The 25,833-nt window shown below is 66.5% G+C and carries 27 protein-coding genes, 1 tRNA gene and 1 riboswitch; of the genes, 16 read left to right on the top strand and 12 right to left on the bottom strand.

The genetic code is table 11. The annotated features are described in order from the left end of the window. Together crcB and QP609_RS07505 are read right to left on the bottom strand one after the other, a co-directional pair. Complete coding sequence (crcB, locus tag QP609_RS07500; RefSeq protein ID WP_014646672.1) at positions 1-393, bottom strand: fluoride efflux transporter CrcB; 393 nt, start codon at positions 391-393, stop codon at positions 1-3. 81 nt (positions 394-474) lie between these two features. Next, positions 475-538: riboswitch (Fluoride riboswitch) on the bottom strand. Between the two features lie 22 nt (positions 539-560). Next, the gene (locus QP609_RS07505) at positions 561-962 is read right to left on the bottom strand and encodes a helix-turn-helix transcriptional regulator (protein ID WP_005415999.1); all 402 of its coding nucleotides are present in this window, start codon (positions 960-962) and stop codon (positions 561-563) included. Positions 963-1,073: 111 nt separating this feature from the next. Between QP609_RS07505 and QP609_RS07510 the strand changes: the two genes are divergently transcribed. Together QP609_RS07510 and QP609_RS07515 are read left to right on the top strand one after the other, a co-directional pair. Beyond that, positions 1,074-1,277, top strand: coding sequence for a hypothetical protein (locus tag QP609_RS07510; protein ID WP_014646673.1), 204 nt, complete (start codon positions 1,074-1,076; stop codon positions 1,275-1,277). 359 nt (positions 1,278-1,636) lie between these two features. Continuing rightward, on the top strand, positions 1,637-1,873 hold the full coding sequence (locus QP609_RS07515; RefSeq protein WP_005416001.1) for a hypothetical protein: 237 nt from the start codon (positions 1,637-1,639) through the stop codon (positions 1,871-1,873). A 9-nt stretch (positions 1,874-1,882) separates the two neighbouring features. Here the strand turns inward: QP609_RS07515 and QP609_RS07520 are convergent, their stop codons facing one another. Next, a complete protein-coding gene (locus tag QP609_RS07520; protein WP_197621234.1) occupies positions 1,883-2,938 on the bottom strand; it encodes a 4Fe-4S dicluster domain-containing protein in 1,056 nt (351 codons plus the stop codon). Further along, positions 2,935-3,222 carry a hypothetical protein gene (locus QP609_RS07525; RefSeq protein WP_032959293.1) on the bottom strand — a complete coding sequence of 96 codons (288 nt, stop codon included), beginning with the start codon at positions 3,220-3,222 and terminating at the stop codon, positions 2,935-2,937. Before QP609_RS07525 ends, QP609_RS07520 begins: the two co-directional genes overlap by 4 nt. A 179-nt stretch (positions 3,223-3,401) precedes the next feature. Between QP609_RS07525 and QP609_RS07530 the strand changes: the two genes are divergently transcribed. Both QP609_RS07530 and hemN read left to right on the top strand, forming a co-directional pair. Then, positions 3,402-3,842, top strand: coding sequence for a group III truncated hemoglobin (locus QP609_RS07530; protein WP_041863293.1), 441 nt, complete (start codon positions 3,402-3,404; stop codon positions 3,840-3,842). A 44-nt stretch (positions 3,843-3,886) separates the two neighbouring features. Then, the gene (gene hemN, locus QP609_RS07535) at positions 3,887-5,296 is read left to right on the top strand and encodes an oxygen-independent coproporphyrinogen III oxidase (protein ID WP_041864131.1); all 1,410 of its coding nucleotides are present in this window, start codon (positions 3,887-3,889) and stop codon (positions 5,294-5,296) included. A gap of 21 nt (positions 5,297-5,317) precedes the next feature. Here hemN and QP609_RS07540 read toward each other — a convergent pair. Next, positions 5,318-5,404 (bottom strand) — tRNA-Leu (locus tag QP609_RS07540). Positions 5,405-5,536: 132 nt separating this feature from the next. On the opposite strand from QP609_RS07540, the gene QP609_RS07545 reads away from it, so the two are divergent. From QP609_RS07545 to QP609_RS07560, 4 genes are all read left to right on the top strand, one after another. Beyond that, positions 5,537-5,971: a BLUF domain-containing protein gene (locus QP609_RS07545; protein WP_014646679.1), complete on the top strand. Its 435-nt coding sequence runs from the start codon at positions 5,537-5,539 to the stop codon at positions 5,969-5,971. Between the two features lie 134 nt (positions 5,972-6,105). Next, positions 6,106-7,392, top strand: coding sequence for a nucleotide sugar dehydrogenase (locus QP609_RS07550; RefSeq protein ID WP_197621233.1), 1,287 nt, complete (start codon positions 6,106-6,108; stop codon positions 7,390-7,392). Positions 7,393-7,447: 55 nt separating this feature from the next. Continuing rightward, entirely contained in the window at positions 7,448-9,070 is a 1,623-nt protein-coding gene (locus QP609_RS07555) for an FMN-binding glutamate synthase family protein (RefSeq protein WP_134808709.1), read from the top strand. 105 nt (positions 9,071-9,175) lie between these two features. Beyond that, positions 9,176-9,637 carry a GNAT family N-acetyltransferase gene (locus QP609_RS07560; RefSeq protein WP_032959291.1) on the top strand — a complete coding sequence of 154 codons (462 nt, stop codon included), beginning with the start codon at positions 9,176-9,178 and terminating at the stop codon, positions 9,635-9,637. Between the two features lie 91 nt (positions 9,638-9,728). On the opposite strand, the gene QP609_RS07565 is transcribed toward QP609_RS07560, so the two are convergent. Then, the gene (locus tag QP609_RS07565; RefSeq protein WP_197621232.1) at positions 9,729-10,976 is read right to left on the bottom strand and encodes a TIGR03862 family flavoprotein; all 1,248 of its coding nucleotides are present in this window, start codon (positions 10,974-10,976) and stop codon (positions 9,729-9,731) included. After that, a complete protein-coding gene (locus QP609_RS07570; protein ID WP_014646684.1) occupies positions 10,963-11,397 on the bottom strand; it encodes an FKBP-type peptidyl-prolyl cis-trans isomerase in 435 nt (144 codons plus the stop codon). Before QP609_RS07570 ends, QP609_RS07565 begins: the two co-directional genes overlap by 14 nt. Positions 11,398-11,467: 70 nt before the next feature. On the opposite strand from QP609_RS07570, the gene QP609_RS07575 reads away from it, so the two are divergent. The 4 genes from QP609_RS07575 to QP609_RS07590 all read left to right on the top strand — a co-directional run bounded on the left by QP609_RS07575 (position 11,468) and on the right by QP609_RS07590 (position 14,666). Beyond that, positions 11,468-11,833 (top strand): DUF6164 family protein, encoded by a 366-nt coding sequence (locus QP609_RS07575; RefSeq protein ID WP_197621231.1) that lies wholly within the window; start codon positions 11,468-11,470, stop codon positions 11,831-11,833. Positions 11,834-12,147: 314 nt separating this feature from the next. Beyond that, the gene (locus QP609_RS07580) at positions 12,148-12,915 is read left to right on the top strand and encodes a sulfurtransferase (RefSeq protein ID WP_164077625.1); all 768 of its coding nucleotides are present in this window, start codon (positions 12,148-12,150) and stop codon (positions 12,913-12,915) included. Between the two features lie 190 nt (positions 12,916-13,105). Then, positions 13,106-14,101, top strand: coding sequence for an LLM class flavin-dependent oxidoreductase (locus tag QP609_RS07585; protein WP_014646687.1), 996 nt, complete (start codon positions 13,106-13,108; stop codon positions 14,099-14,101). 67 nt (positions 14,102-14,168) lie between these two features. Further along, complete coding sequence (locus tag QP609_RS07590; protein ID WP_014646688.1) at positions 14,169-14,666, top strand: pyridoxamine 5'-phosphate oxidase family protein; 498 nt, start codon at positions 14,169-14,171, stop codon at positions 14,664-14,666. A gap of 92 nt (positions 14,667-14,758) precedes the next feature. Here the strand turns inward: QP609_RS07590 and QP609_RS07595 are convergent, their stop codons facing one another. Together QP609_RS07595 and QP609_RS07600 are read right to left on the bottom strand one after the other, a co-directional pair. After that, the gene (locus QP609_RS07595) at positions 14,759-15,418 is read right to left on the bottom strand and encodes an exopolysaccharide biosynthesis protein (RefSeq protein ID WP_014646689.1); all 660 of its coding nucleotides are present in this window, start codon (positions 15,416-15,418) and stop codon (positions 14,759-14,761) included. Further along, complete coding sequence (locus QP609_RS07600) at positions 15,402-16,706, bottom strand: hemolysin family protein (protein WP_041863295.1); 1,305 nt, start codon at positions 16,704-16,706, stop codon at positions 15,402-15,404. Before QP609_RS07600 ends, QP609_RS07595 begins: the two co-directional genes overlap by 17 nt. Before the next feature lie 292 nt (positions 16,707-16,998). Here QP609_RS07600 and QP609_RS07605 point away from each other — a divergent pair, with 292 nt between their 5' ends. Together QP609_RS07605 and QP609_RS07610 are read left to right on the top strand one after the other, a co-directional pair. Next, positions 16,999-17,625, top strand: coding sequence for a DUF47 family protein (locus tag QP609_RS07605; RefSeq protein ID WP_004152833.1), 627 nt, complete (start codon positions 16,999-17,001; stop codon positions 17,623-17,625). 13 nt (positions 17,626-17,638) lie between these two features. Then, a complete protein-coding gene (locus QP609_RS07610; protein WP_014646691.1) occupies positions 17,639-18,760 on the top strand; it encodes an inorganic phosphate transporter in 1,122 nt (373 codons plus the stop codon). Positions 18,761-19,024: 264 nt separating this feature from the next. On the opposite strand, the gene QP609_RS07615 is transcribed toward QP609_RS07610, so the two are convergent. From QP609_RS07615 to parE, 3 genes are all read right to left on the bottom strand, one after another. Then, positions 19,025-20,521 (bottom strand): S10 family peptidase, encoded by a 1,497-nt coding sequence (locus QP609_RS07615; RefSeq protein ID WP_046429900.1) that lies wholly within the window; start codon positions 20,519-20,521, stop codon positions 19,025-19,027. Between the two features lie 110 nt (positions 20,522-20,631). After that, on the bottom strand, positions 20,632-21,210 hold the full coding sequence (locus tag QP609_RS07620) for a GNAT family protein (protein ID WP_046429987.1): 579 nt from the start codon (positions 21,208-21,210) through the stop codon (positions 20,632-20,634). Positions 21,211-21,402: 192 nt separating this feature from the next. Next, positions 21,403-23,292, bottom strand: coding sequence for a DNA topoisomerase IV subunit B (gene parE, locus QP609_RS07625; protein WP_032959196.1), 1,890 nt, complete (start codon positions 23,290-23,292; stop codon positions 21,403-21,405). Positions 23,293-23,463: 171 nt separating this feature from the next. On the opposite strand from parE, the gene QP609_RS07630 reads away from it, so the two are divergent. Next, a complete protein-coding gene (locus QP609_RS07630) occupies positions 23,464-23,697 on the top strand; it encodes a hypothetical protein (RefSeq protein ID WP_014646695.1) in 234 nt (77 codons plus the stop codon). Positions 23,698-24,097: 400 nt separating this feature from the next. Then, a complete protein-coding gene (locus QP609_RS07635; protein WP_014646697.1) occupies positions 24,098-25,762 on the top strand; it encodes a CTP synthase in 1,665 nt (554 codons plus the stop codon). The last annotated feature ends 71 nt before the right edge of the window (positions 25,763-25,833 follow it).

Genomic DNA, 25,833 nt, shown 5'->3' on the forward strand with positions numbered 1-25,833 from the left:
TCAGCCCAGCACCAGCCGGGCCAGTTTCATGCCACCGAACAGGCCGACCAGGCCCAGTGCCACCGAACCGCCGGCGTACAACGCTGCCAGGCCGTGCTGGCCGCGCTGCAGCAGCACGCCGATTTCCAGCGCATAGGTGGAGAACGTGGTGTAGCCGCCGAGAACGCCGGTGGCCAGCAGCAGGCGCAGCTGCGGCGAGGCGCCATTGCGCAGGGCGAAGGCTTCGACCAGCACGCCCATCAGCAGCGCGCCGCTGATGTTGATCAGGAAGGTCGACCATGGCCACGGGCTGCCGACTGCCACCCGCGTACCGATCAGGTTGCAGGCATGGCGAAGGCAGGCGCCGAGCCCGCCGCCGATGAAGACCAGCAAGTAGTTGTTCAATGCGTGCATCACGTGCCTCGGGTACGGGTTCGCTGATTCGATGGCGAACGCCGAGGGCAGGCACGGCCCGCCATCGACGAACGCCGGTTCGTCCTGGCAGGAGCCATCAGCCCTTTCAGGCGGTTATCGGGGGAGCCCCATCCCCATCGGCGACCATGCTACCAGCGGTAGTGCATTCACGTCATCGAGGTCGTCAGCACCCGGATGACCTTGCTGCGGCTGAAGCCGTCCATCAGCAGTTCGAAGGCCAGCAGGTCCAGGGCCGCGTGGCGGCGGTGGTCGATCTCCAGGCCCTTCTCTTCCACCAGATGGCTGACCAGTTCGTAGGCGTCCTGCCAGACATCCAGGTGGGCCTGGCTGGGGATATAGGTATTGCCCCGCTCACCGACGCCAAGCCCGCTCACGCCATACAGCAGTTCACGCGCGTCCAGCTTGGCCGCATCGGCGATGCGGAACAGCTGTTCGGCCTTCACATGGGCGGGGCTGACGTGGTCGTTGAGCCAGTTGCTGATGGTTGCCGTCGTCGAATCGGCGGCGCGGGCCAGATCGGCCGGGCGAGGGTGCCCGGCTTTCTTCATGGCAATGGCGAGTCGTTGGCCGAGAGTATTCATCTATGCAAGCCAGCTTAACGCGTGGATCGCAAAGATCCCTTGTTCCAAGAATAAGTCTGGTTAACAGAAGGACCGACCGTGACCGAATTCTGGAGCAAGGGGCAGGTGCGCACCCGGCTGGGTTTCCGCACCGATGCCGAACTGGCGCGCTTCTTTGGCATAAGCCGATCTGCAGTGTCGCAATGGCCCAAGGATTTCCCGATTCCTGCGTTACGCCAATACATCCTGCATCAGCGCTATCCCAACCTGTTCCCGGCAACTGAAGCCACGCAGGGCGAATAAGCCTCAACTGCGCCGCCTTTTGTCGCATATAGCACTCTAAGTGCCATTTGCTAAGTATGCTTAGCAACATAGGAAACTTTGATGGAACAGGGTCGGGCTATCGATGAGGCCTACCAGGGCAGAGGCTGGATGAATCGGGTAGGTTGTCGGCTCCGGCCCATCCGGGAAGCCTGTCATCCCGTATGTGGTTTCGTGAACGATTAATAATTTCGATCACGAAAGTCGCTGCATGTAATTGACCTGTCGTGAAATCTATGACTAATTGGCATCAACCGGGCGTGAAGCCCGGGAGTCTTTCAGTAGCTCGCAAGTGAGTCGGTAGACCGTCAACGATGCAGAACAAGTCCAACGGAGGTCGTATGGAATACGGCATGCATGGCTTGGCTGAACGGGTACGCCGCGAACTGGAAGCCAGTTATCACAAACACGGATGCGGTCCGGCGTTCTGGGATACCTACCAGCAGGTGCTGGACCGCCTGGTCCCGCAGGGGACCGAGCGTACCGAAGTCACCAATGAAATGGCGCTGATCATCGAACAGCTCGGCATCGTCCGACGTGCGCAGCTGGTGCCGCCGCACGCCAACGGGCCGCGTTGACCCGTTGATTCAAAGCAGGCGCCAGGCGCCACAGGCCAACAGCGCCAGCAGCATTGACAGCAGTGCCAGGGTCCGCGGTCGCCACCATTGCCGCGGTTGCCCGGCCATGGCCTGCGGACTGCAGTAGCGCACCAGCCCCGGGCCGAAACCGGCCTGGTGCTGCTGCCGCGAGCAGGCGTCCAGGCAGGCGCCGCAGGCCAGGCAATCGGCCTGCGGTCCCTGGCGGATGTCCAGCTGCATCGGGCAGGCGCTGACACACGCGGCGCAGTCGGTGCAGTCGCCCAGGCGATCGGCGCTGAAGGTGGGCATCGGTCCGGCCAGCAGCGGATGTGCGGCGCGGAACACGTAGTCCTGTGCGGTGGTCGGGTCGAGCAGGCCCCGTCCGCGTCCGAGCACGCCCCCCATGCCCGGAGGGCGCATGCCGCGCGGTTCGCCGCGGCGCGCGTCGTACAGCATGCGTGGTGTATGTGGATCGATCAGCAGTGGTTGCATGCGCGCGAACGGGCACAGCGAACGGCACACCTGCTCGCGCAGGAAGCCGGCATTGCCCCAGGTGGCGGCGGCATAGAACAGCACCCAGAGTGTTTCCCAGCCGCTCCAGCCGGCATGCGGAGCGGCGGCCAGCAGTCCGGCGATCGGGCTGAACAGGCCGACGAAGGTGATGCCAGTCCACAGCGACAGCAACCCCCAGGCGACCTGGGTGGCCGGGCGCACGGCTGGCACTGGCAAGACCTTGGCCATGCCGTGCGCGATCCAGTCGAAGGCACGGCGCCACAGCGTCTGCGGGCAGGCATGACCGCACCAGATGCGGCCGGCGAGGTGGGTGAGCAGCGCAAGGCCCACCGCCAGCACCGCCAGCAACCCGATCAGCACGCCGACATCGCCGGGCCACAACGTCCAGCCGAACAGGTCGAAGCGCCGTGCGTTGATGTCCAGCAGCAGGGCCTGGTGTCCATTCCAGCGCAGCCATGGCAGGGCATAGAACAGGACCAGCAAGAGCGCGCTGAGCGCGCCGCGCCAACGCCAGGGGCGTGGGGTTCCGGTTCCGGTACAGGGCGTACTCATCCCAGCGGCAGCTCGTCGTCGTCATCGCTCGGCAGGGGCCGCTGCAGGTACCAGGTGACTGCGCTGGAAAGTGCGGTCACCGACCAGAACATGAAGAATCCTGCCGTATAGCCCAGTTCACGGCTGATCGCCGTGCCCGGGAAGCTGATCGCCTGCAACCGCAGCGGGTCGACGAAGGCGAAGAACACCACGCTGGCCAGGCCGGCAGCGATGAAGCTGGGCCAGAGGATGGCGCCCCAGTGCTGGATCAGCTGCTGGCGGCGGCTGGGAGAGGGTCTGTTCATGCTGTCCCGGATCGGAATGAGGGCGGCGCGTATACTCCGCCGAGGCCGGCGCAGCATCCGCAGGGCATGCTTCCTGCAATCGTGGCAGCCTAGGTGCAGCGGACTGCGCCGACATTGATCTGGATCAACGGCGGTGCCGGCCGGCTGCGGCACACTGCCGGCACGCTTTGGGTACCCCGATGAACGCAATACCGCCACCTGTCCTGCCCGTCGCCTCGCCCGGGCTGTGCACCGAGCAGGAAGTGACCCGCCTGGTCCACGACTTCTATGCGCGCGTGCGCGAGGAAGAGCGGTTGGGGCCGGTGTTCCAGGCGCATGTCCACGACTGGCCGGAACATCTGGCGCAGCTGGTCGATTTCTGGTCGGCGATGCTGCGCGGCACGCGCCGCTTCAAGGGCTCGCCGATGTCCAAGCACATGGCCATCGAGCTGGACAAGGACTTGTTCGATCGCTGGCTGGTGCTGTTCCGGATCACCACCGCCGAGTGCGGCAACCCGCCGATGCAGGAGCTGGCCAACGACGTCGCCGCGCGCATCGGTGACACCTTCTGGAAGCGCTACCAGATGCTGCGCTGGCCGCAGGTGGGCCTGCCGGTGCTGGGAATCCCCACCCGCGATTGATCTGGGTCAAGGCGGTCATGGCCGTCCGGCGCGATGCTGGCGGCATGGACACGTTCTCTCCCGCCGCCGGTGGCCTGGCCTGGACCTTCGACCCCGACCTGCTGCGCCGGCATGACCGGCCGGGGCCGCGCTACACCTCGTATCCGACCGCGCCGCACTTCCACGATGGCTTCGACGCGCCGGCGCTGCGCCAGGCGATCGCCGACAGCAACCAGCTGGCGCGCGCGCTGTCGCTGTACGTGCATGTGCCGTTCTGCTCCAGCCCCTGCTTCTACTGCGGCTGCAACCGGGTGATCACCCGCGACCGCGGTCGGGGCCACAGCTACGTCGCGCGCGTGCTGGCCGAGGCCGACCTGCTGGCGCCGCAGTTCGAGGACGGCCGTGAGGTCATCCAGCTGCATCTGGGCGGTGGTACGCCGAACTTCCTCGAGGCCGAGGCGATGACCACGCTGGTGGAGGGGCTGCGCCGGCGCTTCGATTTCAGCGATTCGCCGCAGCGCGATTTCTCGATCGAACTCGATCCGCGCTTCATCGATACCCGCGATGTCGCCATGCTGGCGCGGCTGGGCTTCAACCGGGCCAGCCTGGGCGTGCAGGATTTCGATCCGCATGTGCAGGAATCGATCAACCGCATACAGGGCGTGCAGCAGACGCTGGACATCCTGCATGCCTGCCGCGACAGCGGCATGCGCTCTGTCAACGTCGACCTGATCTATGGGCTGCCTGGACAGAGCCTGCAGGGATTCGGCCGCACCCTGGAACGAGTGCTGGCATTGCGACCGGATCGCCTGGCGGTGTATGGCTACGCACACCTGCCACACCTGTTCCGCGCGCAGAAGCAGATCGACGAGCGCCGGTTGCCTTCACCGGAAGACAAGCTGGCGCTGCTGGGCCTGGCGGTGGAGAAGCTTTCTGCTGCGGGTTACCAGTACATCGGCATGGATCACTTCGCGCTGCCGGAAGAGGACCTGTCGCGCGCGCAGCGTGCCGGCCAGCTGCATCGCAACTTCATGGGCTATACCACCCACGCCGATACCGACCTGCTCGGCCTGGGCGTGAGTGCGATCAGTCATATCGGTGCCACCTACAGCCAGAATCCGCGTGACCTGCCGTCGTGGGAGGACGCGGTGGACCAGGGCCAGCTGCCGGTCTGGCGCGGCGTGGCACTGAGCGCCGACGACCAGCTGCGCGCTGAACTCATCCAGCAGCTGATGTGCCAGGGCGAGGTGGACGGTGCCGTGCTGGGCCAGCGCCATGGCGTCGATTTCGAGCAGTACTTCGCCGAGGACCTGCGTTCGGTGCAGCGGTTGCAGGAAGACGGCCTGGCCGAATACCGCGACGGTGTAGTGCGCGCCAGCGAGCCGGGTCGGCCGCTGCTGCGGCTGCTGGCGATGTGTTTCGACCCCTACCTGCGCGCGGCGCATGAACAGCCGCGTTACTCGCGTGCAATCTAAGGTGTACTCGCGCAGCGCGGTTGGTGCCCGGAGCCGGAATCGAACCGGCATGGGGTTGCCCCCGGCGGATTTTAAGTCCGATGCGTCTACCAGTTTCGCCATCCGGGCCTGCAGCGCGGCGCCGATTGTAGCCCAGCTGCAGAATCGCAGCCGGATTGCCGTGGGGCGGCAGCGTGTTTAACTGTCGCTCCCATTCATGTCATAGTCCCAACCATCGTTCCCAGGGGGGGGAGCCGCACGATGTCGCTGCACGCGATTGCCTATGCCAGTGAGGCCCGCGCCGATCTGCAGACAACCGATCTTGACCGCCTGCTGGCCGATGCCACGGCATTCAACCGTGTAGCCGGTGTCACCGGTGTGCTGATGTTCGATGGCAGCCGTTTCCTGCAGTACCTGGAAGGCCCGGAGGACGGTATCGATTCGGTGTACCAGCGCATCGTCAATGCGCGCAGCCATGGCCAGCTGAAGGTGCTGTGCCGCGCGCCGGTGGCGCAGCGGGCGTTTCCGCGCTGGTCGATGGGAACCCGGCGCATTGATGCGGAGCTGCTGGCACAGATCGTTGAATCGGCGTGGCCGGGCTTCCTGCTTGGCAGCGGTGGCTTCGAGCGCCTGCGGCAGGCCTGGACCGGCGCCGATGGCGAACTGGAACCGGCCGCGGTCGCACTGGGCTCCTGATCCCATCTTGGCGGGCAGGCGCCCGGGCCGTTACGCTGTCGCCTTTCTGGCGTGGAATTACACGGAGTGGTGCAGCGAATGAGCAGGTCGGCCGAATCCATGGCGGCATGCATGCCGTTGCGCGGGACATGCCAGTGAGCGCGTCCCTTGCGGCAGCGGAGACCCCGCATTTTGCGGTGATCGGCCTGGGCTACGTCGGCCTGCCGTTGGCGGTGGCCTTCGGTCGGCACTGGCCGACGCTGGGCTTCGACATCGATGCCGATCGCATCGCCGAGCTGCGCGATGGCCAGGACCATACGCTGGAGGTGGAGGCCGACGAGCTGGCCAGTGCTCGGCAGCTGCAGTACGGCAGCGATCCGGCCTTGCTTGATGCATGCAACGTCTACATCGTCACCGTGCCGACGCCGATCGATGCCTATGAGCAGCCCGATCTGGAGCCGTTGCGTTCGGCGACGCGGCTGATCGCCAGCCATCTGCGCGCGGGTGACCTGGTGATCTACGAATCCACGGTGTACCCCGGCACCACTGAAGAAGTCTGCGTGCCGCTGCTGGAAGAAGGCTCGGGCCTGCGCTTCAACGAAGACTTCTACTGCGGTTACAGCCCGGAGCGGGTCAGTCCCGGTGACCGCCAGCGGCGCCTGGCCGACATCCGCAAGATCACCTCGGGGTCGACAGCGGAAGTGGCTGCGGTGATCGATGGCCTGTACCAGCGCATCATTGCCGCCGGCACGTTCCCCGCGCCATCGATGCGCGTGGCCGAGGCGGCCAAGGTGGTCGAGAACATCCAGCGCGATGTGAACATCGCGCTGGTCAATGAGTTGGCGCTGATCTTCGACAGGCTGGGCATCGATACCCAGGATGTGCTCGATGCCGCCGGCAGCAAGTGGAACTTCCTGCCATTCCGGCCGGGCCTGGTCGGCGGCCATTGCATCGGCGTGGACCCGTATTACCTGCTGCACAAGTCCGAGAGCGTGGGCTACCACCCGGACCTGATCCACACCGCGCGGCAGGTCAACAACCGCGTCGGTGAGCATGTGGCGTCGCGGGTGCTGGCGATGCTGGCCGAACGCGGCCGCGAACCAGTGCAGTCGCGCATCCTGGTGCTCGGTGTGACCTTCAAGGAGGATTGCCCGGACCTGCGCAACAGCCGCGCGCTGGAGCTGGCGCAGCGCCTGCGTGATGCCGGCGCTCAGGTCGAGGTCAGTGATCCCTGGGTCGGCCCGGCGGCATTGGCCGATGAGGGCGTGCAGTGGCTGGCCGAACCCGTGGCAGGGGTCTATGACGCGGTGGTGCTGGCGGTTGCCCATGCCCGCTTCAAGGCGATGGACGAGGCGGGTATCCGGTCGCTGCTGGCGCCGGGCGGCCTGGTCTACGACGTCAAATCGGCCTGGCCACGCAACGTGGTTGACGATCGCCTGTAAACCCGGGCGGCGGGCAGCACGGTAGACTCGCAGGCAGTTGCAACCAAGGAACGCCATGCACCGGTATATCGTCTACCTGCTCGCCATCCTGATGTTCCCCATCTGCCTGTGGTTGGCCACGATCTGGCCGGCCTGGTACTGGGGCGTCGGCCTGACCGCCGCGATGGTGGCTCTGGGGACCTGGGACCTGCTGCAGAAGCGCAGCACGCTGCGCCGCAACTATCCGGTGATGGCACACTTCCGCTACGGCCTGGAATCGATCGGTCCGGAAATCCGCCAGTACTTCGTGCAGAGCGACCTGGAGGACGTGCCGTTCTCGCGCCAGCAGCGTGCACTGATCTACCAGCGGGCCAAGAACGAGATGGACACGGTGCCGTTCGGCACCCTGCGCAGCACCTACGCGGTGGATTACGAGTGGATCAACCACTCGCTGGCGCCGACCGCCATCGCCAAGCACGATTTCCGCGTACTGATCGGCGCCAATTGCACAAAGCCGTATTCGGCGAGCGTGTTCAATATTTCGGCGATGAGCTTCGGCTCGCTGTCGGCCAACGCGATCCGCGCACTGAACGAAGGCGCACGGCGTGGTGGCTTCTACCACGACACCGGTGAAGGTTCGATTTCGCCATACCACCGCGAGATGGGCGGCGATCTGGTGTGGGAGATCGGCTCGGGCTACTTCGGTTGCCGTGACGAAAAGGGCGGTTTCAGTGAAGAGCGCTTCGTCGCCAACGCCACCCATGATCAGGTCAGGATGATCGAGATCAAGCTGTCGCAGGGCGCCAAGCCCGGTCATGGCGGCGTGCTGCCGGCGCCAAAGGTGACCGCCGAGATCTCGGTCACCCGTGGCGTGCCGATGGGCGTGGACTGCGTATCGCCGTCGCGTCACTCGGCGTTCTCGACGCCGGTCGAACTGCTGCAGTTCGTCGCCCGTCTGCGCGAACTGTCCGGCGGCAAGCCGGTCGGTTTCAAGCTGGCCATCGGCCACCCGTGGGAGTGGTTCGGCATTGCCAAGGCGATGCAGGAAACCGGCCTGCTGCCGGACTTCATCGTGGTCGACGGTGCCGAAGGCGGTACTGGCGCAGCACCGGCGGAGTTCGTCGACCATGTCGGCGTGCCGATGCACGAAGCACTGTTGCTGGTGCACAACACGCTGGTCGGCCTGGACCTTCGCGAGCGGATCCGCATCGGCGCGGCGGGCAAGATCACCAGCGCCTTCGACATCGCGCGCACCATCGCGCTGGGTGCCGACTGGTGCAATGCCGGCCGTGGCTTCATGTTCGCGCTGGGCTGCATCCAGTCGTTGAGCTGCCATACCGACAAGTGCCCGACCGGCATCGCCACCCAGGACCCGGCGCGCTGGAAGCACCTGGATGCACCGGACAAGGCCACCCGCGTGTACAGCTACCACGAGCACACGCTGCACGCCCTGAAGGAGCTGTTGTGTGCGGCCGGCCTGAACGATCCGGCCGAACTGGGGCCGGAGCACATCCTGCGTCGTGTTTCGCCTGTCGAGATCCGCTCGCTGGCGTCGCTGTATCGCTACCTGGAACCGGGCGAGCTGCTGCACAAGGTGCCGGATCATGCGGTGTTCCATGCATTCTGGGCCGATGCACGCAGCGATTCGTTCCAGCCGCCGCCGAAGATCCAGGCGCTGCGCGCCAGCAAGTCGCGATAATGTGTTGCTGTAGAGCCGAGCCCATGCTCGGCTGCTTCTCTCATCGCGATGTTGGAACGAAGAACAGCCGAGCCGAGCATGGGCTCGGCCCTACAGGGAGATGTCATGCGGTTCAGGACCGGCACCATCGACGATGTCGCCATGCTGTGGGCACTGCGCACGCGTTGCGTTCGCGAGACGTGCAGCAGCCATTACCCGGCGGAGGTGATCGATCCGTGGTCTGCTTCGCCGCCGCCGTCGCAGTACGCACGGCTGCTGGGGCAGGGAGGCTGCGTGGTGGCCGAGGACGGGCAGGGTGTCCTGCTCGGGTTCGGCGTGTTTGATACCGACGCCAATGAAGTCGATGCGCTGTTCGTCGATCCGGATCGTGGCGGCACGGGCATCGGCCAGGCGCTGATGCAGCGTCTGCTGGCGATGGCCGATCGTGAGCGCGAGGTGGTGCTGTCAGCCTCGCTCAATGCGGTGCCGTTCTACCAGCGGCAGGGATTCATTGCCGTGCGGGAGGAAGCCTACCCGCATCCCAGCGGCGTGGCGCTGGCTTCGGTGAGCATGCGCAGACCATGGTGAGCGCCGGGGATTGTTGAGCCGAACCATGCTCGACTGCTTCATCGCCTGAATCAAAGGCAGTCGAGCATGGCTCGACTCCACAATGCGGGCGTCACCGCCCAGCCAGCCACCCGATCACGCCCTCGGCGGCGCGCAGGCCACTGGCATAGCACGCCGTCAGCAGGTAGCCCCCCGTGGGGGCCTCCCAGTCCAGCATCTCGCCGGCACAGAACACGCCGGGTACTGCCCGCAGCATCAGGCCATCATCCAGCGCATCCAGGCGCACGCCGCCGGCAGTGCTGATCACCTCGGCCATCGGCCGTGGACGCAGAAGGCGCAACGGCAGGCGCTTGAGCGTGGTAGCCACGGCAGGCAGGTCGTGGCCCGCATCCTTGCCAAGGATCTCGAACACCAGGGTGGCCTTCACCGCATCCAGGCCGGCCTGGCGGCGCAGATGCTCACCAAAACTGCGACCCTTGCGCGGCCGCGAAAGATCGGCCAGCAGGCGTGCTTCATCGCGTCCCGGCACCAGGTCCAGCCACAGCATGGCATGGCCATCACGGTTGATGGTCTCGCGCAGGTCTGCGGCCAGCGCGTAGATCAGGCTGCCTTCGATGCCGTACTCGCTGGCTACGCATTCGCCCTGCAGCGACTGCGGTTGTCCGGCCAGGTCGAGCCAGTGCGCGACCACCGGCTTCAACGGTGCGCCTGCATTGCGCTGGGCGAAGAACGGCGTCCAGTCGATGTCGAAGCCGCAGTTGGCCGATTGCAGCGGCGCAATGTCCACGCCTCGTGCCTGCAAGGGGGCGGCCCAGGCGCCATCACTGCCCAGCTGCGGCCAGCTGCCGCCACCCATCGCCAACACGCTGGCATCGGCGTGGACATCGATCTCGCCGGCTTCGGTGGCGAAGCGCAGCGCGCCGTCGTTGCCCCAGCCGATCCAGCGGTGGTTGGCATGCAGGCGCACGCCCTGTTCCTTCAGTCGGCGCACCCAGCCGCGCAGCAGCGGCGCAGCCTTGCGGTCGACCGGAAACACGCGGCCGGAGCTGCCCACATAGGTCTCCACGCCAAGGCCGGCAGCCCAGTCGCGCAATGCCTGCGCATCAAAGCCATCCAGCCAGCGGCCCACGGTCGTGGACTGCTCGCGGTAGCGGCTGTCGAACAGCGGCCGCGGATCGGAATGGGTGAGGTTGAGACCGCCCTTGCCGGCGATCAGGAACTTGCGGCCGGGTGAGCCCTTGGCCTCGTACAGGTCCACGTCCAGCCCCGCGGCGCGCAGGCGCTCGGCGGCGAACAGGCCGGCCGGGCCACCGCCGATGACGGCGACCCGATGGGGCAATGCGGTATTACGGCTTGACATCGAGCAGCTCGACATCGAACACCAGCGACGAACCGGCCGGAATCGGGCCGACCCGGCGGTCGCCGTAGCCGTAATCCGGCGGGATCATCAGCGTGCGCTTGCCGCCGACCTTCATGCCGGCCACGCCCTCATCCCAGCCGCGGATGACCTGGCCGGCGCCGAGCGCGAAGGTGAACGGCTGGCCGTGCTTGAAGGAGCTGTCGAAGGTCTTGCCGTGCTTGGTTTCGGTGCGGTTGTCGTAGATCCAGCCGGTGTAGTGCACGGTGACCTTGCTGCCGGGAACGGCTTCGGTGCCGGTGCCAGCGACGGTATCGATGCGCTCGAAGGTGGTCAGGGTGCCGCCCGGCGGCGGACCGGAGGGCTCGCTCGAGCAGCCAGCGGCGGCGAGGGACAGCAGCAGGGGAAGCAGCAGGCGGCGCATCGGGTGTCTCCAGAAGGGCGCAGGGCGAGGGCGGCAAGGGTAGCGCATCGGCGCCGGGTATCATGGCGGCATGGCAAAACTCCTGCTCAATCTGCGCAATGTCGGCGACGACGAATATGCCGATGTCTGCACGCTGCTCGACCAGCACGGCATCGCCTGGTACCGCACCGAACCCAGCCCCTGGGGTATTTCCAACGGTGGCCTGTGGCTGCGCGAGGACGCCGATCATCCGCGCGCGAAGGCGCTGATGGCCGGGTACCAGGCGGCGCGCGGTGCGCGCGTGCGGGCCGAGCGTGAGCAGGCGTTGCGGGATGGCACGGCGGAGACCTTTGGCAGCCTGTTCCGGCGGCGGCCGGTGTTCGTGGTGCTGGTGCTGCTGGGCATGGCCGCTGCGGCGGCGCTGGTGCTGCTGCCGTTCGTGCTGTTGCGGGGGTAAGGGGCTTCTGGCCGGGTTGCACCCGGCACCCGCGGTAGTGCCGGCCGCTGGCCGGCAACAGCAACAGCAACAGCAACAGCAACGGCAGGCAATCCGTGGCGGGCAGGGCGGTGTGGGCAGGCGGGACACGCCGTAAACCCATCCTTGGGGGCTCGATGGCGCCATCCATGGCGCCAACGGTCCCGCCTGCCCACACCGCCCCGCCTCTGACAGATTCCGGGTGTCTGCCGGGCTTGGGGTCGGATCCCTCTGCTGCGCAGAGGGCTCTGACCCCTGAATCTGTCTGTGCGGGCTGGAGGCGCTAAAATGGCAGGATGATCGCCAACACCGCTGCCTACCATTTCGCCGTCATCGACGCCCCCCAGGCCCTGTGCGACCAGCTGCTGTCGCGTGCCCAGGCGGCCGGGTTGCGGGGCACGATCCTGGTGGCGGGCGAGGGACTGAACCTGTTCCTGGCCGGTGAGCCGGAGGCGGTCGAGGATTTCTACGCCGCGCTGCATGCCGATGCGCGTTTTGCCGGGATGCGGGTCAAGACCAGCCTGAGCGAGCACCAGCCGTTCGCGCGGCTGAAGGCCAAGGTGAAGGACGAGATCATCAGCTTCCGCCGCGATGACGGCCAGCCGCTGGACTATCCGCGTGCACCGGCGGTCGATCCGGCCACCGTGCAGCGCTGGCTGCGGCAGGGCCACGATGACGCCGGCAAGCCGGTGGTGATGCTCGATACCCGCAACCTGCAGGAAGTGGAGTACGGCACCTTCAAGGATGCGCTGGTGCTGCCCATCCACAAGTTCACCGACCTGCCCGAGGCGCTGGCGCCGCATCGCGAGGCGCTGAAGGACAGCACCGTGGTCAGTTTCTGCACCGGCGGCATCCGCTGCGAGAAGGCCGCACTGTGGATGGCCAACGATGGCATGGACAACGTGCTGCAGCTCGATGGCGGCATCCTCGGCTACTTCGAGGAGGTGGGCGGCGAAGGTTATGAAGGCCGCTGTTTCGTGTTCGACGAGCGCGTGGCGCTGGATGCCGAACTGAAGCCGATGGTCGACCAGCCGCTGCCGGAGCCGCGCCCCAGCGCGTTCTGACACGCTTCTGTAGAGCCGAGCCCATGCTCGGCTGCCTTTTGTTGATCAACAGCAGCCGAGCATGGGCTCGGCTCTACACGGTCCGGCAGGCCCTGAACCGGCTCCGCGGGAATCAGCATCCCGCCACCGTCACTGGCCGCTGCGCCTGGCCGACCCCATGCAGGGGGGATCCTGAGACGGAAAACCGCTGATGATCCCGTTGTCGATCCTTGACCTGGCCCCGGTCTGCGAGGGCAGTGACACCACCGCCGCCTTCGCCAACATGCTGGAACTGGCCCAGCACGCCGATGCGCTGGGCTACCGCCGTTACTGGCTGGCCGAACACCACAACATGCCCGGCATCGCCAGCGCGGCCACGGCCGTGCTGATCGGCCATGTCGCGGGCGGCACCCGGCGCATCCGCGTCGGTGCCGGCGGCATCATGCTGCCCAACCATGCGCCGCTGCAGGTGGCCGAGCAGTTCGGCACGCTGGCTTCGCTGTATCCGGACCGCATCGATCTCGGCCTCGGCCGTGCGCCGGGCACCGATCAGCCCACCGCGCGTGCACTGCGCCGCTACTTCGACAGCGCCGACCAGTTCCCGCAGGACGTGCGCGAACTGCTGCACTACTTCGAGCCGGTACAGCCCGGGCAGGCGGTGCAGGCGGTTCCGGGCGGTGGCCTGCGGGTGCCGACCTGGATCCTGGGGTCCAGCCTGTTCGGCGCGCGCATGGCCGCCGCGATGGGCCTGCCCTATGCGTTTGCCTCGCACTTTGCGCCCGATGCCATGGACGAGGCGCTGGCGGTGTACCGCCGCGAGTTCCGCCCCTCGGCCACGTTGAAGCAGCCGCACGCGATGCTGGCCCTGAATGTCGTCGCCAGTGACAGCGAGGCCGAATCGCGCCGCCTGTTCACCAGCCAGCAGCAGAGTTTCGTCAACCTGCGCCGCGGCCGGCCGGGCAAGATTCCGGCGCCGATCGACGACATCGAAGCCTTCTGGGAGCCGCACGAAAAGCTCGGCGTGGAGCGGGCCCTGGCCTGCACCGTGCTCGGCGATCCGCAGCAGGTGGCCGATGGCATCGCCGCGTTCGTTGAGCGGCACTCGCCGGACGAGCTGATGCTCACCGCCAACCTGCATGACCACCGTGCGCGCCTGCGTTCGTTCGAACTGGCGATGCAGGCCTGGCATGCCCGCCACGCGGGCTGAACAATGGCGTCACGGCCCGTTGCAGCCGCGACGGGTCTGATGGGGGCTCTTCCCGTTGGAGCCTCCCATGGCGGATACCCGCGCCGAACACATCGCCCAGCTGGCCGAACTGATCAAGGACGTGGAGGTGGCGATGTTCACCACCACCGGCGTCGACGGACGACTCTACAGCCGGCCGCTGGCCACCCAGCAGGTCACCTTCGACGGTGACCTGTGGTTCGTCATCACCGCCGACAGCCCGAAGGTTGCCGAGATCGCGCTTGATCCGCACGTCAACGTGGCCTATGCCTCGCCGTCGAAGAACACCTACGTATCGGTGGCAGGGCGCGCGCGCATCGTTGACGACCGCGCGAAGATCGAGGAACTGTGGTCGCCGGCGATGAAACTGTTTTTCCCGGGCGGCAAGGACGACCCGAACCTGCGCCTGATCCACGTGCGGGCCGACTCGGCCGAGTATTGGGATGGTCCGGGTACGCTGCTGGGCAAGGCGTTGAATTTCGTGCTGTCGGCGGTGCAGGACGAGCCGGCGCAGTTGGCCGACAATGGCTTCATCGATCTTCGGTGAGGATCGATGTCCGGTATTGGTAGTGCCGGGCGCTGGCCGGCAGACCTGGAAACGTGGCAGCCGGCCAGCGGTCGGCTCTACCGGATTCCGGCTCAGAACCAGCGCTGGAACAGGTCCACCGTGTAACCCACCAGCTGTCCCGAACTGAAGCCGAAGAAGGCGATCGCCGCCAACGCGGCGATCCAGTTGAACAGCATCAGCGCGCCATCGCGTTCCAGCAGCGCCAGCGAGAACAGCAGCAGCTGGAAGCCGAACAGGAAATTGGTGAAGGGAATCGGCAACGAGAGCAGCAGGCCCAGCAGCACCAGCAGCAGGCCGCTGAAGGCGTGGGCGGGGAGGGGCGTCAACAGCTGCGGCAGGCGTGGCCTCAGCATCCTGTCCAGGCGCCGCAGTGGGCGGTCGATGCGGTCCAGGAAACGGTGCATGGTGCCGCGCTTGGGTCCGCGGCGGGCAATGAAGCCGGGCAGCCACGGCCGGCGCAGGCAGAAAAGCATCTGCAGGCCGATCAGGATCACCAGCGGGCCGCTGACCGCGCCACCCATGCCCGGGATCGGGATGAACGAGGGCAGGATCGCCACGAACAGGAACACGCCGAACGCGCTCTGCTGCAGGTTGCTCAGGATCTGGCCGAGCGGCATGTGCTCGGCGGGGTCGCCGGAAGCGAACATCTCCAGCAGGGTGCGAATGCCCTCGTTGCGGTAGGCCGGGCGCTCGGCGCCTGGACCCTGGCCGGCCTCAGGCGGTGAGCTCATCGGCCTGCTCGTCGGACAGCGTGCGCAGCAGCAGCTTGTCCACCCGCGCACCGTCCAGGTCGACCACTTCGAAGCGCCAGCCGGCCCAGTCGAAGTACTCGCCTGCGTGCGGGATGCGGCCGAAGTAGTGGATGCACATGCCGGCCAGGGTGTAGTAATCGCCGTCCTCGGCATCGGGCAGCTCGTTGCTGCCGATCAGCTCGCGCAGGTCTTCGATCGGCAGCGAGCCATCCACCAGCAGCGAACCGTCCTCGCGGGTCACCACCAGCGCGTCTTCATCGGCATTCTCCACCGCCTGCAGGCGGCCGACCACGGCGCCCATCAGGTCGCTGATGGTCACCAGGCCCTGGATCTCGCCGTACTCGTCCACCACCAGCGCCATCGACTGCTGTTCCTCGCGGAAGATCTCCAGCAGCTTCATCGCGTGGGTCGATTCGGACACGTAAAGCGGTTCGCGCAGGGTCTGGAACAGCGCGTTGTCGCCGCGCGCCATGCGCGTGGCCAGCGATTTCAATTCAAGTACGCCGACCACGTCCATGTCGTTGTCGCGGTACACCGGGTACCGCGAGAACTCGTGCTCGGCCATGATTTCCAGGTTGCGCTCCAGCCCGGCCTGGGTGTCCAGCCAGGCAATGCGGTTGCGCGGGGTCATCAGGCTGTCGGCGGTGCGGTCGCCCAGGCGCATGACGCGGTTCATCATGTCACGCTCGTGGGCGTCGATTACACCGGCTTCGTGGCTCTCGGCCACCAGCATGCGGATCTCCTCTTCAGTCACCGAGGCGACTTCATCCTTGCCCAGGCCGAACAGGCGCAGCACCAGCTGGGTGGTCCTGGACAGCAGCCAGACGAAGGGCAGGGCCAGCTTGGCCAGCCAGCTCATCGGCATCGCGACCAGGCCGGCAATGGCCTCCGAGCGGGTCAGCGCCAGGCGCTTGGGCACCAGTTCGCCGAAGATCAGCGTGATGAAGGTGATCAGGCTGACGGCCAGCGCGGTACCGATGTTGCCCGCGTACGCAAACCCCGGCATCAGCCCCTGGATCCAGCCGGCGAAGGCCTCGCCCAGCGCCTCACCGCCGAGGTAGCCGGTCAGCACGCCGATCACGGTGATGCCGATCTGCACGGTGGACAGGAAGCTCTCCGGCTTCTCGGACAGCTCCAGCGCCTTGGCCGCGCGCTTGGAGGTGGCAGCCATCTGCTTCAGGCGGCTCTTGCGCGAGGTCATGACCGACATCTCGGACATGGCGAAGAAGCCGTTCAGCAGAACAAGCGCGAAGACAATCAGGATCATTTCAAACACGGGCGTCGTCCCCGGTTGGTGGCAGGGAGGGCGGGTGCTGGCGATGGCGGCAGGCGCTCAGGAACGGGAGCCGGCGCGGCGCAGGGGGATAAGGGTCGTCGTCCATAAGGTGCGCCCGAAGGCGCGCTGGCATCTTAGCAAAGGGGCATGGCAGGGTGGCAACCGCCTGTTCAGGTTGGGGGTTCCAAGGCCTCGAAAGGGGGCGGGGATACCCGTGATGGTCATCTAGCCGTCATAATTCCATCTGGTGCCGTCCTTCCCGCGACGGCTGACAGGTTTCTCAATGTTCTCTCTGCAGACCATTTTCGGTTCCGGCAAACAGTTCTACACCCTGCTCGATGAGGCTGCCGTCGCGGCTTCCGACGCCGCCAAGGCGCTGCATTCCATGCTGCGCGAGGCCGACCGCCAGCCCGCACTGGACGCCTTCAAGCTGGCCCGCCTGCGCGAACGCGCGGCCTCGGACAAGATCAGCCAGGCGCTGGTGGACAGCTTCATGACCCCGATCGAGCGCGAAGACATCGAAGCGCTGGGCTCGGCGCTGTACAAGATTCCCAAGCAGATCGAGAAGTTCGCCGACCGCTATTCGCTGGCCACGACGCACCTGGAGCACATCGACTTCGCGCCGCGCGCGGCGATGCTCGAACAGGCCGCCGGCGTGGTGGTGGAGATGGTGGCCGACCTGCGCCACATGAACCTGGACCGGATGACCGCGCTCAACGAGAAGCTGCGCTCGCTGGAGAACGAGGCCGACCGCCTGATGCTCGAGCTGTACCGCGACATCTATTCGGGCCGCCTGGACAACCTGCAGATGTTCCTGCTGAAGGAATTCTTCGAGATCCTGGAAAAGGCCATCGACCGCTGCCGCGAGGCTGGCGTGGTGGCGTACCAGATCGTGTTGAAGAACAGCTGACGGACGCCGCCGCATGTTGACCCTTGTCCTGGTGGTGATCCTGGCCGCGCTCGTCTTCGAGTTCATCAACGGCTTCCACGACACTGCCAACTCCATTGCCACCGTGGTGGCGACCAAGGTGCTCTCGCCCGGCTGGGCGGTGATGCTGGCCGCCTTCATGAACCTCATCGGTGCACTGACCGGTACCGCGGTGGCGCTGACCATCGCCTCGGGCCTGCTCAACACCAACGTGGTCGAGGTCACCCCGCAGGTGATCCTGTGCGCCCTGCTGGGCGGCATCATCTGGAACCTGATCACCTGGTGGAAGGGCCTGCCGTCCTCGTCCTCGCACGCCCTGATCGGTGGCCTCTGCGGCGCCGGCCTGGCTGCCGCCCACAACAACTGGGACGCGCTGATCTGGTCCGAGCGCCTGGGCAGCTGGGCGCAGAACAAGGGCCTGCTGTGGAAGGTGTTCGTGCCGATGATCACCTCGCCGATCGCCGGCTTCCTGCTCGGCATCGTGGTGATGGTGCTGCTGTGGGCGCTGATCGCCGGCCTGGCCAAGATCGGTGGTGCCATCGGCCGCCTGGCCCGTCCGCGCATCGTCAACGCCTTCTTCGGCAAGGCGCAGATCGCCTCGGCGGCCTACATGGGCTTCGCCCACGGCCACAACGACGCGCAGAAGACCATGGGCATCATCGCCATGACTCTGATCGGTGCCGAAGCCACCGGCGCATTGAACGACCTGCCGTCCTGGCTGGCCTTCATGCACCCGGACGCGCATGCCGGTGACGGCATCGCGATGTGGATCGTGCTGACCTGCGCGGTGGTGATGGCGGCCGGTACCGCTTCGGGCGGCTGGAAGATCATCAAGACCCTGGGCCACAAGATGGTCAAGCTGCACCCGATCCACGGCTTCGCCGCGGAGACCAGCTCGGCCACCATCCTGACCCTGGCGGCCCACTTCGGCATGCCGGTCTCGACCACGCACAGCATCTCCACCGCGATCATGGGCGTCGGCTTCGCCAAGAACCCGCGCTCGCTGAAGTTCGGCGTGATCGAGCGCATCGTCTGGGCCTGGATCCTGACCATCCCGGCGGCAGGCGGCTGCGCGTACCTGATCCTGAAGCTGTTCGAGCTGTTCGGCTGGACCTGATCGCCACGCCAGGGTTGTAAACGAAAAGCCCGCCATATCAGGCGGGCTTTTTCATGGGCAAGAATTTTTCCGCACCCACCGTGTCGACCAAGGTCGACACCTACCAGAGCAGAATCAGGGTCAGGGCCCGTTGCCAAGCAACGGGATCCGCCCCGTGCCGACCAACGGTCGGCACCCACCAACAGCCCTCAGGAAGCCAGCTTTTGCAGTTGCCGTTGCCGTGGCTGTCAGCGGGTGCCGGGCCGCAGGCCCGGCCAAACCCCTTCAATTACGCTGGAACAACGCCTGTACATCCTTGCGGAACGCCGCCTGGCTGTCCGCCCGGCTGTAGAACATGTGCCCGCCCGGATAACTGCGCACCTGCACCCGGTCCGGATTGCTGCCCATCGTCGGCATCTGGTCCACGGTCAGGATCGAGCCCATGAACGGGCACGACAGGTCGTTCCAGCCATGCACGATCAGCACCTGCAGATGCGGGTCGATCGCCACCGCCTGGCGCAGCTGGGTCACCGCACCCTGGCGCAGTTCGCCATTGCGGTCCCACAGCCGGTTCACGTCGTAGTTCAGCGCCTGGTAGCGCGCATCTACTTTCCAGCCGACCACGCGCGTCACGAAGTCGACCATCGCCGTGGTGGTCGGCGCGATGATGCTGTCCAGCAGTGGATCGTTGGCGCGCTGCTCCGGATCATTCGGGAACGGATCGAACGCGGTCACGTTGGAGTCGTAGCGGCTGCCCAGCGTGCCCTTGTCGCGGAACACTTCACGCAGGTAGGCCTGGGTCTCCAGGCGCCCGCCAGCGCGGCGCACGAACTGCGGGTCCAGTCCGGTCAGCGCGGTGACCCGGCGCAGCATGGCTTCCGTAGCCTGCGGATCGCTGCGGCCCTTCATCAACGCGGTGGCGTAATCGCCACGGGTGTACTCCACCACCTCGCGCATCGCCGCATCGGTCAGCTTGCCCTGGCGCTCCAGGTGCGCCGCGGCGATCGACGGCAGCGTCTGCATCCACGCCATCGGCGAGACATCGGCGTTGTCTTCCAGGGTCGGGCTCAGGTAGGGCGAGACCAGCACCAGTCCGTTCATTGCCACGCCCAGCCGGGTCTGCAGGAAGTGGGTGATGCGCGGGCCGCGGTAGCCACCGTAGCTCTCGCCGGTCAGGTACTTGCGCGAGGCCATGCGCTGGTTGCGCAGCAGCCAGTCGTAGATCGAGCGCGACAGGTATTCGACGTCGGCACTGGGGTTGTAGAGCGCTTTCTTGGCTTCATCGTCGCCGATCCGCGCGCGGCTGAAGCCGGTACCGACCGGATCGATGAACACCAGATCGGTGAAGTCCAGCCAGGTGCCCGGGTTGTCGTGCAGGGTGGCCGGCGCCGATGCGCTGTCACCCTCGGAGCCGAAGGTCACCACCTTGGGCCCGATCGCGCCCATGTTGAGGTACACCGACGACGCACCGGGGCCGCCATTGAGCGCGAAGGTCACCGGCCGGTCCTTGCCCGGCATCGTGTAGGCGGTGAACACCACATCGGCGATCACCTTGCCCTTGGCATCGCGTACCGGCAGGGTGCCGACGGTGGCGGTGTAGTCCAGGGTGCGGCCGGCCAGGCGCATGCTCTGGCGGGCCGAGGCGTCGGCGGGCAGCGCAGGCGCTTCGGTCTTGTCGTCTTTCGGGTCGGGCTTGCCCTCGGCGTCGGACGCGGCCAGCACGCTGGCAGGGGCGATGAGCAGGCCGACGCAGAGCGCGGCAGTGTGCAGCAGGGACTTCATGGCACCGGTTCGGCAGCGGAAGGGGGTTCCGATGCTAGGCCGGTGGCGGGCCATGCCGTATGTGTCCAAAGGCATGGCCGTGCGTTGAGCCCGCTACTGGCCAGATTGGGTCAAGCGGGGAGGGTGGCTGCGGCGTCGTCATCGGCCAGCAGGCCGTAGACGGCCGAGTCGGCCAGCTGCCCCTGGATGCGCCAGCGCTGGCGCAGCACCCCCTCGCGGTGGAAGCCCAGGCGATCCAGCACGTGCGCGGACGGCGCATTGCGCGGGTCGATCTCGGCTTCCACCCGATGCAGGTGCAGGGTGCGGAACAGGTAGGCCAGTACCTGTTGCAGGGCCTCGTGCATATAGCCCTGGCCCTGGCGATCGGGTGCCAGCAGGTAGCCGATCTCGGCGCGCGCCGCATCGCGGTCCACCGCGAATACCACGCAGATGCCCAGCAGCGGACCTTCCAGCGATTCGCGCACGGCCAGCTTCAGCTGGGTGCCGATGGCATGGGCGGCGAGGTCATCGTCGATCTGCTCGCGCGCTTCGGCCAGTCGCGTCCAGGCTGGATGGTTCCACCATCGCATGACATCCGGGTTGGACTGCAGCGTGAACAGCGCGGCGGCATCGTCACGACGGATCGGGCTCAGGACCAGCCGTGCACTGTGCAGCGGCAGGCCGGGGAACAGCAGCGAGTGGCTGGCCAATACGATGGTCCACACGGGTGGACGCGCATTATGGCGCTGCCGGGTTTGCCGATGGGGGCGTAATGCCGAGGGCGCATGAACCGGTAGTGCCGGCCGCTGGCCGGCAGTCGAGGTTGCCGGCCAGCGGCCGGCACTACCGGGCAACCGGGTCAGAGCCCTTTCCTGCGGAAAGGGATCCGACCCCGCTCCGGATCAGACTTCCAGCGAAGCCAGGTCGCCCTTCGACTCCAGCCAGCCCTTGCGGTCGGACGCGCGCTTCTTGGCCAGCAGCATGTCCATCAGCGAACGGGTCTGCTCGCCATCGTCCACGGTCAGCTGCACCAGGCGGCGCGTATCCGGATGGATGGTCGACTCGCGCAGCTGGTTCGGGTTCATCTCGCCCAGGCCCTTGAAGCGGGTGACGTTGACTGCGCCCTTGATCTTCTCGCGCTCGATCTTGTCCAGCATCGAACGCTTCTCTTCCTCATCCAGGGCGTAGAACACCTGCTTGCCCACGTCGATGCGGAACAGCGGCGGCATTGCCACGAACACGTGGCCGGCATCGACCAGCGCCGGGAAATGCCTGAGGAACAGCGCGGTCAGCAGGGTGGCGATATGCAGGCCGTCGGAGTCCGCGTCGGCCAGGATCACCACCTTGCCGTAGCGCAGGCCGGTGATGTCGTCCTTGCCGGGGTCGCAGCCGATGGCCACGGCCAGGTTGTGCACTTCTTCGGAGGCCAGCACGCTGTTGGACGACACTTCCCAGGTGTTGAGGATCTTGCCGCGCAGCGGCAGGATCGCCTGGAAATCCTTGTCGCGCGCCTGCTTGGCGCTGCCGCCTGCCGAGTCACCTTCCACCAGGAACAGCTCGGTGCGCGACAGGTCCTGGCTGATGCAGTCGGCCAGCTTGCCGGGCAGGGCCGGGCCCTGCGTGACCTTCTTGCGGACGACCAGCTTCTCGGTCTTCAGGCGCGCACTGGCGCGCTCGATGGCGATCTGCGCGATCTTCTCGCCCAGCTCCACGTTCTGGTTCAGCAACAGGCTGAACGCATCGTGCGCGGCGCCCTCTACAAAGCCGGCGGCCTGGCGCGAGGACAGCCGTTCCTTGGTCTGGCCGCTGAACTGCGGGTCGGTCATCTTCAGCGACAGCACGAACGACACCCGGTCCCACACGTCTTCCGGGGCCAGCTTGACGCCGCGTGGCAGCAGGTTGCGGAAGTCGCAGAACTCGCGCAGCGCCTCGGTCAGGCCGGTACGCAGGCCGTTGACGTGGGTGCCATGCTGGGCGGTCGGAATCAGGTTGACATAGCTTTCCTGGACCAGCTCACCTTCCGGCAGCCAGGCCACGGCCCAGTCCACCACCTCGGTGTCCTTCTTGAGGTTGCCGACGAACAGGTCGGCCGGCAGCGATTCGCGCTCGCCCAGTTCCAGCTTCAGGTAGTCGCGCAGGCCGTCTTCGTAGTACCAGGTATCGACTTCACCGGTGGCTTCGTCGGTCAGCTTGACGGTCAGGCCCGGGCACAGCACGGCCTTGGCGCGCAGCAGGTGCTTCAGCGCGCGCACCGCGAACTTGGGCGTGTCGAAGTACTTCGGGTCCGGCCAGAAGCGCACGCGGGTACCAGTGTTCTTCTTGCCGACGGTGCCGACCACCTCCAGCGGCGTGGCGCGGTCGCCATTGCGGAAGGTGATGCGGTGTTCGGCACCTTCGCGCTTGATGTGCACCTCCACCAGGGTCGACAGCGCGTTGACCACGCTGACGCCGACGCCATGCAGGCCGCCGGAGAAGGTGTAGTTGTTGTTGCTGAACTTGCCGCCTGCATGCAGGCGGGTGAGGATCAGTTCGACGCCCGGGATCTTCTCTTCCGGATGGATGTCCACCGGCATGCCGCGGCCGTCATCGCTGACCTCCACGCTGCCGTCCTTGTACAGGGTGATCTCGATCGAGCGGGCATGGCCGGCGAGGGCCTCGTCCACCGAGTTGTCGATCACTTCCTGCGCCAGGTGGTTCGGGCGCGCGGTGTCGGTATACATGCCGGGACGGCGCTTGACCGGGTCAAGGCCGGACAGGACTTCAATATCGGCGGCGTTATAGCGGGCGTTCATCTATCTTCTAAAGCGCGGAGCGACGCGCAAGTGTGCGGTCTGGACGGCGATTTTGCACGCCTGCGGTTCAGCCTCGGCGCCGGGGAGGGGGTAAAATGGCAGCCGCTGGAATCTGAACGCCGGCGGCCCCATCGGGTCGAAACATCCAAGCCATACCGCGAGGAGGACCTCATGAAGAAGTTGCTGACCGTTGCAATCCTGGCCGCTGCCGCCGTTGCAGTGCCGCTGGTGGTGGCGCAGAACGCGGGCCAGCCGGCCCCGCAGCAGGGTGACCAGGCCGACAAGGCGCAGGCCGAGGCCGATGCCAAGGCCAAGCGTCGTGCCCAGGCCAATGCCGAAATGAAGGCGCAGGGCCAGCCGGCCCCGCAGAAGGAAGAAGAGGAAGAAGCGCGCAAGAAGCGCTGATCCCGCAACCTGCCAAGCGCCCTTGCGACAAGGGGTGCGCAACGGAACGCCCCGCTCAGCGGGGCGTTTCTTTTTAGGAACGTGGCGTCTGCCCCTTGGGTTGGCGGCCATCAATCTGTAAACTATGGCTTTCCGGGAGTAAGTGCGTGTCCACCCTTTGCGAATGGGCTGGAGCGGCCAAGCGTGGCTTCCAGCATGGCGGGTCGCAGGTGACGGTCGATTTGGCCGGCACGGCCGCCCCGACCTCGCACGATGGTCCCCGTCCGGCGCCTGCCGCCGCACGGATCCGCACCTCCCTCGCTGTCCCAGCGAACCGGAAAACCCCCTCCGAGCACCATGCCCGCCCTCCGGGTGCGCGTGGTGTTGCCGTTTTCCATTTCCAGACAGGATGCTTGCAGCCATGACTCCCTTGATTTTCGTAACCGGCGGCGTGGTGTCCTCGCTCGGCAAAGGCATTGCCGCCGCGTCGCTGGCCGCCATTCTCGAAGCCCGTGGCCTGAAGGTCACGATGATGAAGCTCGACCCGTACATCAACGTCGACCCGGGCACCATGAGCCCGTTCCAGCACGGTGAGGTGTATGTCACCGACGACGGCGCCGAGACCGACCTCGACCTGGGCCACTACGAGCGCTTCGTGCGCACCCGCCTGAGCCGCAAGAACTCGGTCACCACCGGCCGCATCTACGAGAACGTGATCCGCAAGGAGCGCCGCGGCGACTACCTGGGCGCGACCGTGCAGGTCATTCCGCACATCACCGACGAGATCCGCCGCTGCATCGACGAAGCCACCGAAGGCTACGACGTGGCGCTGGTCGAGATCGGTGGCACCGTCGGCGACATCGAGTCGCTGCCGTTCCTGGAAGCGATCCGCCAGGTGCGCACCGAGCGTGGCCCGGAGAAGGCGCTGTTCATGCACCTCACCCTGGTGCCGTACATCGGCGCCGCCGGTGAGCTGAAGACCAAGCCGACCCAGCATTCGGTGAAGGAGCTGCGTTCGATCGGCATCCAGCCGGACGTGCTGCTGTGCCGTTCCGAGCAGGCCGTGCCGGATTCGGAGCGCCGCAAGATCGCCCAGTTCACCAACGTCTCCGAGCGCGCAGTGATCAGCGTGCCGGACGTGGACGTGCTGTATCGCATTCCGTCGGGCCTGCACGCGCAGGGCCTGGACGAGATCGTGGTCAACCAGCTGAAGCTGGCCGACAAGGCCGGTCCGGTCGATCTGTCGATGTGGGAGGACGCAGTCGATGCGACCCTGCATCCGCTGGATGAAGTGACCATCGCCGTGGTCGGCAAGTACGTGGATCACCAGGATGCCTACAAGTCGGTCGGCGAAGCACTGAAGCACGGCGGCCTGCGCCAGCGCACCAAGGTCAACCTGAAGTGGCTGGAAGCACAGGATCTGGAAGGCACCGACATGGCCGCACTGGCCGATGTCGACGGCATCCTGGTGCCGGGTGGCTTCGGTGACCGTGGTTTCGAAGGCAAGGTGCTGACCTCGAAGTTCGCCCGCGAGCAGCACGTGCCGTACTTCGGCATCTGCTACGGCATGCAGGCGGCCGTCGTCGATTACGCGCGCAACGTGGTCGGCCTGGAAGGCGCCAACAGCACCGAGAACGACCGCCAGTCGCCGAACCCGGTGATCGGCCTGATCACCGAATGGCGCACCGCCACCGGCGATGTCGAGAAGCGTGACGACAAGAGCGACCTCGGCGGCACCATGCGCCTGGGCCTGCAGGAACAGCGCCTGAAGCCGGGCACGCTGGCCCGTGAGCTGTACGGCAAGGACGTCGTCGCCGAGCGCCACCGCCACCGCTACGAGTTCAACAACCGTTACCGCACCCAGCTGGAAGATGCCGGCCTGGTGATCGCCGGCAAGTCGATGGACGACACCCTGGTGGAAGTGGTCGAACTGCCGCGCGACGCGCATCCGTGGTTCCTGGCCTGCCAGGCACACCCGGAATTCCTGTCCACGCCGCGTGACGGCCACCCGCTGTTCATCGGTTTCATCCGTGCCGCGCGCGAGCGCAAGGCCGGCGGCAAGCTGCTTTCCGAAGCGCGCGCCTGACTTGTGAATGGGGGCTTCGGCCCCCATCCTGCATGCTTCAACCCCCAGCGCACCGGCCCGGCCGGTGCTGC

The sequence above is a fragment of the Stenotrophomonas sp. 8(2023) genome (genome assembly GCF_030345295.1).
GTDB classification, from domain to species: domain Bacteria; phylum Pseudomonadota; class Gammaproteobacteria; order Xanthomonadales; family Xanthomonadaceae; genus Stenotrophomonas; species Stenotrophomonas muris.